The sequence below is a fragment of the Marinagarivorans sp. genome, assembly GCF_982758155.1.
In genome coordinates this window covers 16445-28099 of the sequence record NZ_CEXWTU010000036.1, presented here as the reverse complement: position 1 = coordinate 28099, position 11655 = coordinate 16445, and the positions used below count along the sequence as shown (strand labels likewise).

Here is an 11655-nt window from a genome sequence, read left to right as displayed (position 1 = left end):
AGCCTAGCTGTGGTTTTACGAACTCATCCCAGCGTTGTTCAAGTTGCTGCGCCGCATTGTGTGCCGAGTACAGTCCTGCTAGAACCGGGTAGTACCAATCCATCGCAAAGCGTTTTTTGCTTTCCCAAGTTCGGTCAAATCGTTGCGGCTTGTGGCGAATCGCATTCGATAATTTTTGCCAAGCGAGTTGCCAGTGCTCGTAGGGTTGCTCAAGATGTTGTGCGGCTTGTATGCCGTATTCCAGTGAGCGAGCAATGGACGCGCAAGCCGTAAGCAGTGCGTCGGGTGCGGGTTGATTTTGAGCGTCAACAGCCCAGCTAATATCACCTTCAGTATGCTGGAACTGCAACACAAAATTAAGTGCACGCTGCATAACGGGGAAAAAATGCTGTAGAAAGCCGTTGTCGCCGGTGGTTAAAAAGTAATGCCACACGCCAGTCGCCACATATGCAACAAAGTTAGTCTCTTTACCTGTGGGAGCTTCTACTTGTTTTGTATTGTCGCCAAAATAATAAGCGGCTTGCCAGCTGCCATCGAGTAATTGGTTGTCGGCAAGCCATTGGTAAGCGCGCTTCGCTTCGCGATGCATGCCGGCCACGGTTAAGCCCATCGCCGCTTCAACGTGGTCCCAAGGGTCTAGCTTATCGTCAAGGTTCCACAAGATAGCGCCATTATCGAGTTGTAAGCTTCGAATATAGTGGGCGGTAATGTCGAGATTCAGTGTGTTTAGCGTTGGGTGCAAAAGTAAACCTTAGTGATCGGTTGGGGTGGTTGATTTAACAAAGTGCCAAACAATACTTTTACCCATTAAAGGGTTAAATAGTCGCTCGAGTACACGCGTGAATGCAGGTTTTTTCATTAAATCCCACACGAGTAGTCGATGGTAGGTTCGGCATAATAACGCCTGCTCGCCCTGTCTCCAAAACGCGCATCGCAACCACCAGTAAATACTGTGCAAAGCGTGGGCGTAATATTGGTGTGTTTGCGCAAAACCCAGAGACTTTATTTCTTGGCTTAGTTTTCTCGCATTAAAGATACGCACATGCCCGCCTTCAACCTGATGATAGGCGGCGCTCAGTTGCCAGCAGATTCGTTCGGGCCAAGCTCTGGGTACGCTGGCAGCAAAGGTTCCGCCGGGTTTGAGTATGCGTTGCACTTCTTTTAGCATTGAGGCGTAGTCGGGAATATGCTCGAGCACTTCGGAGCAAATCACTGCGTCGAAGGTGTGGTCTAAAAAGGGCAGTTGGGTGCCATCGCTGCAGGCATAGTTTAGCGACGGTGATTGTTTGACCGATGTAAAAAAGTCATTGCCTTTTGTACGCGCTGTTGTGAGATCTCGGTGGCTCAAGTCAGCGCCTACTATGCGTACATTCGGGAAATGCCAAGCGCTAGCGTGACTGTGCCGGCCTTCGCCGCAACCTAAATCTAACACAAGGCTATTTGGGGAGAGTTTTAGCTCAGCAATGTTGATAGTTTCCATTAGGCCGGTTCCGTGCGTTGTTCAGCGGAATTAGCATGAACAGTGTCGTTACTATATTCAGTAATCGCGCTGCGATACAGTTCAACATATTCATCGGCAACCTTGCCCCAACTTAAAACTCGGCAGGCACGTTCGCGCCCCATTTTTTCAAGCTGCTCTCTGCGTAATGGGTCAAGAAGTAACTGACTTATTGCTGCGGCCAGTGCGTTGTCATCACCGGCAGGCACTACAATACCTACATCGCCGACCACTTCGGGTAAAGCGCCGCCATCTGTAACAATAACAGCGGTGCCGCAGCTCATGGCTTCGGCAGCGGGCAAGCCAAAACCTTCGTACAGCGAGGGGCAAATAAATAGACTGGCTGCGCAGTAGGCCTCTACCATCTCTTGGTCAGTTAAACCTGACCGAAAGGTTACGCGCTGCTCGAGTTTGAGTGAGTGCAAGTATTTTTCGCTTGCCCCTTCAGCTTGCAGCTTACCTATTACAGTTAGTTGCAGTTCGGGGTTTTGCGGTAATAACTTGGCGTAAGCATCGAGTAGAACTTTAAAGCCCTTTAACGGCTGATCTGATGAGCAGGTGGTAATGAGCTGGTTAGGTTTTTTTTGTATGTGAGCCAGTGGTTGGAATAGTGAAGTGTCGATGCCGTTAAATATGACGTGGGTTTGCTCTGTCGGACGGCCAAAACATGCCTTTATATCTTGGCGAGAAGCTTGAGATACCGTAATGACATGGGAAAGCTTACGCGTAACACGCGCTTGCATGGTTAAAAATGAGTACCATCGTTTAGCGCCCCAGCGATGAAGCCAGTTGCTGGCACTGGCGACGGCATGTTCGCGATCGCGTGTGATTGGATGGTGCAGCGTTGCGAGTGTGGGTAATTCAAGCTTGAGTAATGCTGTACATAAACTTTGGTTGTCGTGAATAACATCAAAGCGGGTAGGGTGTTTTTTGAGGTATTGCTTAAGTCGTCGACCAAAGCAATAAGGCTCTGCGAAGCCCCCGGTGAGCATGCTCCACCATTCATAAATATCGGCAAAGGATGCTAGGTGCTCAAAACGCAGCGCCGTAACGTGGTTTGGTACTTCGTAGAGATTAAGGCTTGGCAGTTTGACTAAGGTTATTTCGCTCGGCAATTGAGGGTAAGGTGGGCCGGATATGACGGTGACGTTATGCCCTAGTTGATGAAGTGCCGTAGCGAGTTGCTTGATGTACACGCCTTGCCCGCCCACGTGAGGGTGGCTGCGATAGCCCGCAAGGGCGATGCGCAAGGGTGGTTTTTCTTTGGCAAGGGCGTTGGCGCGCCTGATGTCGGGGGTTAGCAATGCGATTATCCGTTAAACGAAAGCCGGCCATTATAGCGCCCGTGGCTTTATCGCCAACCACCTTTAATTCATCTTAAATTTGTTGCAGGAATGCGCTTGGTTCAAACGTAAGATCAAGCTTCTTGATCAGTGTGCCGTCGGGTTTCAGTATAACTAGCGTTGGATAACCATGGGCTTGATAGGTTTTGCGGAAGTAATTGGCTTCCTCAGACTCAGAATCGATACGGGCATAAATGTAGTCACTATCGATGACCTTTTTAACCGAGCTATCGGCAAGTACTTCCTTATCGAGCTTTACGCAGTAGCCACACCAGTAGGCCGAAAAGTCCGCGAGGATGGGCTTACCTTGTTCTTGAGCTTTAGCCATCGCTTGGGCAAGCGTTAAGGGTTCTAGGCCGGTATTAGCGAAAGCTCGCTTACCATTAAAATTCTGCAACGAGTTAATGCCGATATAAAAAAGCCCTCCAAATGCAACCATCAGGACAATGGAGAAAAACTCTTTCTTTAAACGCTCTTTGCTGATTTTCACGGAACAGCTCCAATAATAATGTCTTTATCCTGCTACGACTTCATGGATGCCGGAATGTTCAGTTGCATTAAGGGAAAGTAAGAACCCAAGACACGAGAGCCATGCAACGCTATAATCGCCGTTTTTCAAAATGTCTGGAGTAAGTATGGCCGACCGTACGGCGAAAGTTGACCGCGATACACTCGAAACACAAATCAGCGTTGCTTTGAATCTTGATGGCGCAGGTAAGGGTGTTTTTAACACGGGTGTTCCTTTCTTAGAGCATATGATGGATCAAATCGCCCGTCATGGCATGATAGATTTGGACGTATTGTGCAAAGGCGATACGCATATTGATGATCACCACAGTGTAGAAGATATCGGTATTACCATTGGCCAAGCCATAGATGCTGCCGTGGGCGATAAGCGCGGTATTTACCGTTATGGCCACGCTTATGTTCCGCTTGATGAGGCGTTATCACGTGTTGTTATCGATTTTTCTGGCCGCCCAGGCCTTGTGATGAATATCCCTTTCACGCAAAAGCGCATTGGTAATTTCGATACGGAATTATTTTGGGAGTTCTTCCAAGGCTTTGTTAACCACGCCAAAGTGACTGTGCATATCGATTGCCTTCGTGGTCACAATGCGCACCACCAAATTGAAACAGTTTTTAAGGCGTTTGGTCGCGCTTTGCGCATGGCCTTAACCGTTGATGAGCGTATGGGTGATGCAATGCCTTCGACCAAAGGCACGCTTTAGGAGATTTTGTGGTGAGTTCAACATTAACCCAAGTGGCCATCATTGATTATGGTATGGGCAATTTGCATTCGGTTGCCAGTGCAGTGAAGCATGTCGCGCCTGAAGCCAATGTGATTGTAACCTCCGATAGTGACGCTATCGCACGTGCAGACCGTGTCATTTTTCCTGGTGTTGGCGCTATACGTGATTGCATTGCCGAGATCAAAATTCGTGGCTTTGATGTCGCGGTAGAGCGTGAAATTGCCTCGGGCAAGCCAGTACTGTCTATCTGTGTTGGCTTGCAGGCACTCATGTCACGCAGTGCCGAAAATAATGGGGTTGATTGCCTCAATATTATTCCTGGAGAGGTGAAAGACTTTAGTGCTACGCCGGGCTTCAATGCAGTGACTGACGAAGGTTCTCACAGTGGTGAACGTTTAAAGGTGCCGCATATGGGCTGGAATAACGTTGCACAGACAATGGCACACCCGCTGTGGCATTCAATTGAAGATGGCGGCCGTTTTTACTTTGTGCATAGCTATTATGTGCAGGCGCAAGACCAAGCATTGGTGGCGGGTAAGACTCATCACGGTTTGGATTTTGTTGCAGCATTGGCTCGCGATAATGTGTTTGCGGCGCAATTTCATCCTGAAAAAAGCCATAGCAATGGCCTGCAACTATTGAAAAATTTCGTAGCTTGGGATGGTCGGCCATAAATTGTAATGGCTTACTCCACGCTAGATTACAGATTGTTTCTTAAGGTATTTATTCATGTTAATTATTCCCGCCATTGATTTAAAAGACGGTAAGTGTGTGCGTTTACGCAAAGGTGTTATGGAAGATTCCACCGTTTTTTCGGATGATCCCGTCAGCATGGCTCAAAAATGGGTAGATCAGGGTGCTCGTCGATTGCACCTGGTCGACCTTAATGGCGCATTTGCCGGTGAACCTGTAAATGGCGAAATTGTTACTGCAATAGCCAAAGCTTACCCCGATTTACCCATCCAAATTGGTGGCGGTATTCGCAGTGCCGAGACCATCGAATACTACTTAAATGCGGGTGTTAAGTATGTCATCATCGGTACAAAAGCCGTTAAAGAGCCGCAGTTTGTCACTGAAATGTGTAAGGCCTTTGAAGGGCATGTGATTGTGGGTTTGGATGCGCAAAAAGGTTTAGTGGCAACCGATGGTTGGGCGGAAGTCTCAACCTTGAAAGCTACAGATTTGGCGAAGCGCTTCGAGCAAGATGGCGTTAGTAGTATTGTTTACACCGACATTGACCGTGACGGCATGATGCAGGGCGTAAACGTTGAGGCAACAGTGGCTATGGCGAAGGCGTCCAGCTTGCCGGTTATTGCTTCTGGCGGCATTACTGATATCAACGATATCAGTGCTTTATTGGCTGCAAGTGCAGAGGGCGCCGGAATTTGCGGTGCGATTACTGGGCGTGCAATTTATGAAGATACATTGGACTTGGCTGAGGCTCAGGCCTTGTGCGATAAAAAGGGTTAATCGGTCATGGCTTTAGCAAAGCGTATTATTCCTTGTTTAGATGTAGATAAAGGTCGCGTTGTCAAAGGCGTTCAGTTTGTTGATATACGCGATGCTGGTGATCCCGTTGAAATCGCTAAAAAGTACAATCAACAAGGTGCCGACGAAATCACCTTTCTGGATATCACAGCTTCGCACGAAGCCCGAGACACAACAATCCATACGGTTGAAGCGATTGCCTCTGAGGTTTTTATTCCGTTAACGGTTGGTGGTGGCATTCGAACTGTTGCAGATATTCGCAATATGTTGAATGCAGGCGCCGATAAGGTTGGCATTAACTCAGCGGCTGTTTTTAATCCTGATTTTGTTCAAGAAGCTGCCGACAAATTTGGCTCGCAATGTATCGTTGTTGCGATTGATGCAAAAAAAGTGAGTGCTGAAGGTGAGGTTCCTCGATGGGAGATTTTTACCCATGGTGGACGAAAACCAACGGGGATAGATGCTGTCGCTTGGGGTGTTAAGATGGTCGAGCTAGGCGCTGGTGAGATTTTGTTAACGAGCATGGATAACGATGGGGTTAAACAGGGCTTTGATCTTGGCGTGACGCGAGCGATTAGCGATGCGGTAGCTGTGCCAGTCATCGCCAGTGGAGGTGTTGGTAATCTTCAGCACTTGGTAGATGGTGTCGAGCTCGGTGGTGCGGATGCAGTTCTGGCTGCGAGTATCTTTCACTTTGGTGAGTATACCGTGCCGCAGGCGAAGGCCTATATGGCTGAACGTGGTATTGAAATTCGGTTTTAGCTTTGGTGCTTTTTGAGTTTTACTTAATCCCTTGAAGCAAAAAACTCCGCTTTTCCATCCTTGAATGGCGAACAAGAATGAAGCAGCGGAGGGTCGAGGAGGAGCTTGGTTGTGATACTTTCTGGCGTTTATTGCGGTCGAATGATTAAGGCGCTGCTATCGCCTGTATGCGCCGCATTTTCTAGCCAGGGAAATAGTTTACTGCTGATACCCTGGCAGTGCGCAACCACAGTGTGGCTGGTGCCTGCATTCAAAGCATCTTGCATTAGTTGAGGTATGTCGGCTTCTCTCTTTGGGTGTAGGATTCTAAGGCCCATTACGTCAAAGTTAAACTGCGCTAGCGCTTCCCGGCTTATCAGCATTGGGCATATCCACGTTAACCATCGGCCTCCGTTGCTATCCGCTTTATGCTGATGGCTTAGGTGAGCAAGCATGGCGAAGGTTAGGTCGCCTTGAGGATTGTTGCCGGCCAATATGATCTCGCTAACCTTAGAGGTTCTTGTTGCTGCGCGATCTTGTGGGTGACCTCTGCCGTTAAGGGGCGATTCGTCAGTTTGTTTCAAAGAGAGAGCTTGCATGGTTTATCCTCGGCGAATTACGCCAACGCTAATGCCTTCGATGGCAAAATTGCTATCGCGCAAATCAACTTCAATAACATCGAAATCTTCATTTTCAGGGAAAAGCTGTACTATTGCCCGGTTGCCCTCGCGACGATAACGTTTCACCGTGACTTCATCCTCAACACGAGCAACAACAATATCGTTGTTTTTAGCGGTTTTAGCTTCACGAACGGCAAGAAGATCGCCATCCAAAATGCCAGCATCTTTCATGCTCATGCCATGTACCTCTAATAGATAGTCGGCAGAAGGATGGAAGAAGTTTTGAGGGATGGGCAGATAATCTTCTATATGCTCGGTCGCTAGAATAGGGTTTCCAGCGGCAACGCGGCCTACTAGAGGGATTCCCCGGGCTGCTTCTGGCAGGCGAATACCGCGTGAAGCCCCTTCTATGATCTCGATGGCGCCTTTGCGTGCAAGCGCTTTAATGTGTTCTTCTGCAGCATTAGCTGACTTGAAGCCCAGTATTTTCGCAAGCTCTACGCGGGTGGGCGGGCAGCCGGTGTCTTCCATATGCGACTTGATCACATCAAAGACTTGCTGTTGTCTGGCGGTAAGTTTGGACATGTTGCCTCCAAGGGTTAAAAGTACTGGTTGGCTGTACAGTATGTAATTATAAGCAGTATTGAACTTTGTGCAAGCGCCTTTTAAGTGAACCGAGTTAAATTGTTGATATTAGTTGATCGTTGCGGTTTGCGCGGTTTAGTGGCCGTAAGGCTTTGGAATTTGTGATGTCAATGCTGCTATAATCGCGACTTTTGGCTACGGATAACTACTTTTATCATGATTTTCAAAAGCAAGATGTGCAGGTCCTTCGCGCAAGCGGTCTTACTGGCGGGCGTATCGCAGTTTGCGGTCGCGCGTGACATCATCATTCCAAAGCCACCACAGGTTGCGGCCAAAGCGTACATTCTTATTGATGCGCAAACTGGACATGTTCTTATTGAAGAGCAGGCCGATTTCCAGTTGCCCCCCGCAAGCCTTACCAAAATCATGACAAGCTATATTGTCTCGGAGGAGGTTGCGCGCGGCGATTTAAGTGAACAAGATAAGGTATACGTCACCGATGATGCTTGGCGCCGTGGCGGCACCTCAAGCGGTGGTTCTACAATGTTCTTAAAGCCACGCTCTGAGGTTGAGGTTATTGATCTATTGCGCGGCGTTATTATTCAGTCTGGTAACGATGCTTCCATTGCATTAGCTCAACATATCGCAGGAAGTGAGGGCGCTTTTGCGGATGTGATGAATCAAACGGCTACCTTGCTTGGTATGCAAAATACACATTTTAAAAATGCGACGGGTTGGCCTGCCGAAGGCCATTTAACGACGGCGCGCGATTTAGCCCTGCTTGCGCAAGCAACTATCTATGATCATCCAGATCACTACGACCTTTATGCCGAGCAAAGCTTTACCTATAACGGCATTAAACAAGATAACCGCAATAGCTTGCTGTTTCGAGATAGTAGTGTTGATGGCTTGAAAACTGGCCATACAGATGCTGCAGGATATTGTTTAGTTGCGACGGCTGAAAAAGAAGGCATGCGCTTGGTTTCTGTGGTACTAGGTACTCGGTCAAAAGAAGCCCGTGCGGTGGAGTCGCAAAAATTGCTGTCTTATGGTTTTCGGTATTTCTCAACGCATACTGCTATTAAAGGACAGCAGGCGCTACTTGATGAGAGAATATGGCAGGGCTTAAACAAGCAGGTTTCTTTGGGTGTATTGGATGATGTTACCTTAACGATTCCAAGGGGCGCAGGCGATAACTTAGAGCTCGTCACCACTGTGGATCACACAATTAAAGCGCCAGTTGCTGTGGGGCAGGCATTGGGTACTTTAGCGATCATCTACGACGGTGAAACGCTGTATGAAGGCAACTTGGTTGCGCTATATGCGGTTGAGCAGGCAGGTTTTTTTGCTCGCTTGTGGGATAGTTTTATGTTGTTTATTGATGGGCTATTGTCATGAGTGAGCAAGCGCCCGATCGCCCCCTAATTGAATTCCCTTGTCCTGATTATCCTATTAAAATCATCGGTACAGCATTTGAGGGTTATGAAGCCGCTGTTCTTGAGGTTGTTGCCCGGCATGCTGAATTGTCGGCGGCGCCTGCGCCTGTTAATCCTAGTCGCAATGGTCGCTTTGTCTCTCTTACGGTGCTTATTGTGGCCACCGGAGAGCCGCAGTTAAAAGCGATGCATGAAGAGCTGAAGGGTTTAAGTTACATTAAAATGGTTATGTGAATAATGGCTGATACTACGCCGTTATTGCTCACGCCAATTGTTATAAAAGATTTGGGTACTGCGCCTTATGAGGATGTTTGGAGGGCGATGCAGTCTTTTACTGATTCGCGTGCGCATGAAGATCCCAAGCAACCCATCTTGGATGAGTTGTGGATTGTTGAGCATCAGCCCGTTTATACGCAGGGGCAGGCAGGCAAGGCCGAGCATATTATTGGTGAAACATTGGTCCCAGTGGTGCAAACCGATAGAGGCGGCCAGGTCACTTACCATGGCCCTGGCCAGCTTGTCTTCTACCCATTGCTCAACTTGCGCCGCAAAAATATGGGCGTTCGCGAGCTGGTGACCCATATTGAAAATAGTGTTATTGCTTTCTTGGCAACCTATGGTGTAAATGCTGCAGCCCGTGCAGACGCACCTGGTGTTTATATTGGCGATCAGAAGGTGGCATCTCTCGGTCTGCGCGTTCGCAGGGGCTGTAGCTTTCATGGCGTAGGCATAAACATAGCTATGGATTTAACGCCCTTCGATGCGATTAATCCGTGCGGCTATTCAATGCTTAAGATGACGCAGCTGGCTGATCATATTGATGAAATGCCAGCAAATTTCGTACAGGGCGCAAAGGCGCGCTACGTAGAATGCTTATTAAAAGAGCTAAAATGCACACTAGCTAAAGAAAAGGACTAGTGCGTATTCGCCAGCGGCTTTGTTGGCTGTTGGAATTTTGAGGTAACTATGACCGAACATTTTGACCCCGTAAAACGTACTCGGCGTATCGCGCAGGGTGAAAAATTGCGTGATGCTGATAAAGTCGAACGCATTCCCGTGAAGGTAATTGCTTCTGATGCGCCTTTGCGCAAGCCTGACTGGATTCGTGTACGCATTCCCGCTTCGCAGGAAGTTCAGCGCATCAAGTCATTGTTGCGCAAGAGTAATCTTTCTACTGTTTGCGAAGAAGCTAACTGCCCTAACTTGAGTGAGTGCTTCAGCGGCGGCACTGCAACCTTCATGATCATGGGTGACATTTGCACTAGGCGCTGCCCGTTTTGCGATGTGGGTCATGGTAAGCCGAATGCGCTTGATGCTGCCGAGCCCAAAAAATTAGCTGCTGCTATAGCTGACATGGGTTTGAAGTATGTTGTCATCACCTCGGTTGATCGCGACGACTTACGTGATGGCGGTGCCGACCATTTTGCTACTTGCATACGAGAGGCGCGCTTGCTTTCGCCGAACCTACAGGTAGAAATATTAACGCCTGATTTTCGGGGGCGAATGGATATCGCGTTAGAAATATTAGCGGCCGAGCCACCTGATGTTTTCAATCACAACCTCGAAACGGTTCCGCGTTTGTATCGTGAGGCCCGACCTGGCGCTAATTATCAATGGTCTCTACAGTTACTGCAAAAATATAAAGCATTAAAGCCTGATGTTATGACCAAATCTGGTTTGATGGTTGGTTTGGGTGAAACAAAAGAAGAAATCATGGAAGTGCTCAAAACTATGCGCGAGCACGATATTGATATGCTCACCATTGGGCAGTACTTGGCGCCCTCTAAAGAGCATTTACCCGTTCAGCGCTATGTGGAGCCTAGTGAGTTTGATGAATATGCGGCTTACGCTAAAGAGTTGGGCTTTAAGCGCGCTGCTTGCGGACCATTAGTGCGGTCCTCTTATCATGCCGATAAGCAGGCGCACGGAGAAGAGGTAAAATAGTTGTCTGCGCATGATTGGGGTGGAATCTGTTTTGATTTAAGAGATCAACCATCGCTTATCGATACACTACTGCTCTGGTTGCACGCCGAATGGCTTAAGCAAAGAAAAGGCTCAATGGAGAACCCTGCTGAAGCCTATGCAAAACGCCGTTTACAGCTGCGGGAGCACTTAGGTGATGAGGCTGTACCCATGACGTTGATCGCTAAAGAGTGCGCTGCGATTAAAGCACCGCCATTGGGGTGCATTAGCTTGACTCGCTTGAGTAGTCGAAATCCTCGTTTTGCCAATGGCTTGTGGGTAAGCAACCTTTTTGTCACACCTACTGCTCGTGGTCGAGGTGTTGGCGAGTCTTTGTTAAAAAGCGCTGAGCAGGCGGCGATGGGCCTGGGCGAGAAGGAGCTGTATCTTTATACCGACATCTCGCGCGGATATTACACTGGCAAGGGGTGGCAGGAGTGCTTGATGCCTAAGTCGAACTCTACGGCTCCGACTGTTACGGTCTTCAAGAAGGCTATCTCGGGTGCTGATCTTAGTTCGAAATACTAAGGGGAGAGGAAGCAATATTTCATGCGTTAATACTTGATGTCGACTTCCTACCTTCGATGCTCAAAGCGTTACATGCCGCGTCATGCGCCTCGATATCTTTGCCTTATTGGATAAACTATCTATTGCCTAGCCCCTAATCGCGATTTGCTGCGGCAAATAATTGAGACAAAAGCCCAAATCTGGTAATCTGCCGCCCCATCCATA

At 48.4% G+C, this 11655-nt stretch carries 15 protein-coding genes; 9 read left to right on the top strand and 6 right to left on the bottom strand.

What is annotated here, in order from left to right:
- The 4 genes from AC3A8L_RS06525 to AC3A8L_RS06510 form a co-directional block, all read right to left on the bottom strand.
- Positions 1–742, bottom strand: a 742-nt coding sequence (locus tag AC3A8L_RS06525) for a prenyltransferase/squalene oxidase repeat-containing protein (protein WP_487961426.1), incomplete at its 3' end; no start/stop codon positions are given.
- Between the two features lie 9 nt (positions 743–751).
- Positions 752–1480 carry a class I SAM-dependent methyltransferase gene (locus AC3A8L_RS06520; protein WP_487961425.1) on the bottom strand — a complete coding sequence of 243 codons (729 nt, stop codon included), beginning with the start codon at positions 1478–1480 and terminating at the stop codon, positions 752–754.
- Positions 1480–2802 carry a glycosyltransferase family 4 protein gene (locus AC3A8L_RS06515; RefSeq protein ID WP_487961424.1) on the bottom strand — a complete coding sequence of 441 codons (1323 nt, stop codon included), beginning with the start codon at positions 2800–2802 and terminating at the stop codon, positions 1480–1482. The genes AC3A8L_RS06520 and AC3A8L_RS06515 overlap by 1 nt, the downstream gene beginning before the upstream one ends.
- A 73-nt stretch (positions 2803–2875) precedes the next feature.
- Positions 2876–3331, bottom strand: a complete 456-nt coding sequence (locus AC3A8L_RS06510) for a thioredoxin family protein (protein ID WP_487961423.1) — start codon at positions 3329–3331, stop codon at positions 2876–2878.
- Positions 3332–3476: 145 nt separating this feature from the next.
- Between AC3A8L_RS06510 and hisB the strand changes: the two genes are divergently transcribed.
- Genes hisB through hisF form a run of 4 tightly spaced genes read left to right on the top strand, consistent with a single transcriptional unit; the run spans position 3477 to position 6341 of the window.
- Positions 3477–4070, top strand: a complete 594-nt coding sequence (gene hisB, locus AC3A8L_RS06505; RefSeq protein ID WP_487961422.1) for an imidazoleglycerol-phosphate dehydratase HisB — start codon at positions 3477–3479, stop codon at positions 4068–4070.
- Between the two features lie 11 nt (positions 4071–4081).
- Positions 4082–4765 (top strand): imidazole glycerol phosphate synthase subunit HisH, encoded by a 684-nt coding sequence (gene hisH, locus AC3A8L_RS06500; protein WP_487961428.1) that lies wholly within the window; start codon positions 4082–4084, stop codon positions 4763–4765.
- A gap of 55 nt (positions 4766–4820) precedes the next feature.
- Complete coding sequence (gene hisA / locus AC3A8L_RS06495) at positions 4821–5561, top strand: 1-(5-phosphoribosyl)-5-[(5-phosphoribosylamino)methylideneamino]imidazole-4-carboxamide isomerase (RefSeq protein ID WP_487961421.1); 741 nt, start codon at positions 4821–4823, stop codon at positions 5559–5561.
- 6 nt (positions 5562–5567) lie between these two features.
- Complete coding sequence (gene hisF, locus AC3A8L_RS06490; protein WP_487961420.1) at positions 5568–6341, top strand: imidazole glycerol phosphate synthase subunit HisF; 774 nt, start codon at positions 5568–5570, stop codon at positions 6339–6341.
- Positions 6342–6469: 128 nt separating this feature from the next.
- On the opposite strand, the gene AC3A8L_RS06485 is transcribed toward hisF, so the two are convergent.
- The gene (locus tag AC3A8L_RS06485) at positions 6470–6919 is read right to left on the bottom strand and encodes a hypothetical protein (RefSeq protein WP_487961419.1); all 450 of its coding nucleotides are present in this window, start codon (positions 6917–6919) and stop codon (positions 6470–6472) included.
- A gap of 3 nt (positions 6920–6922) precedes the next feature.
- Positions 6923–7525 (bottom strand): transcriptional repressor LexA, encoded by a 603-nt coding sequence (gene lexA, locus AC3A8L_RS06480; protein ID WP_487961418.1) that lies wholly within the window; start codon positions 7523–7525, stop codon positions 6923–6925.
- 234 nt (positions 7526–7759) lie between these two features.
- Here lexA and AC3A8L_RS06475 point away from each other — a divergent pair, with 234 nt between their 5' ends.
- Genes AC3A8L_RS06475 through AC3A8L_RS06455 form a run of 5 tightly spaced genes read left to right on the top strand, consistent with a single transcriptional unit; the run spans position 7760 to position 11451 of the window.
- Complete coding sequence (locus AC3A8L_RS06475; protein ID WP_487961417.1) at positions 7760–8923, top strand: D-alanyl-D-alanine carboxypeptidase family protein; 1164 nt, start codon at positions 7760–7762, stop codon at positions 8921–8923.
- A complete protein-coding gene (locus tag AC3A8L_RS06470; RefSeq protein ID WP_487961416.1) occupies positions 8920–9195 on the top strand; it encodes a YbeD family protein in 276 nt (91 codons plus the stop codon). Before AC3A8L_RS06475 ends, AC3A8L_RS06470 begins: the two co-directional genes overlap by 4 nt.
- 3 nt (positions 9196–9198) lie before the next feature.
- Positions 9199–9879, top strand: coding sequence for a lipoyl(octanoyl) transferase LipB (lipB, locus tag AC3A8L_RS06465; RefSeq protein WP_487961415.1), 681 nt, complete (start codon positions 9199–9201; stop codon positions 9877–9879).
- A gap of 48 nt (positions 9880–9927) precedes the next feature.
- The gene (lipA, locus tag AC3A8L_RS06460) at positions 9928–10905 is read left to right on the top strand and encodes a lipoyl synthase (protein WP_487961414.1); all 978 of its coding nucleotides are present in this window, start codon (positions 9928–9930) and stop codon (positions 10903–10905) included.
- A complete protein-coding gene (locus AC3A8L_RS06455) occupies positions 10906–11451 on the top strand; it encodes a GNAT family N-acetyltransferase (protein WP_487961413.1) in 546 nt (181 codons plus the stop codon). It begins immediately after the preceding gene.
- Positions 11452–11655 lie beyond the last annotated feature (204 nt).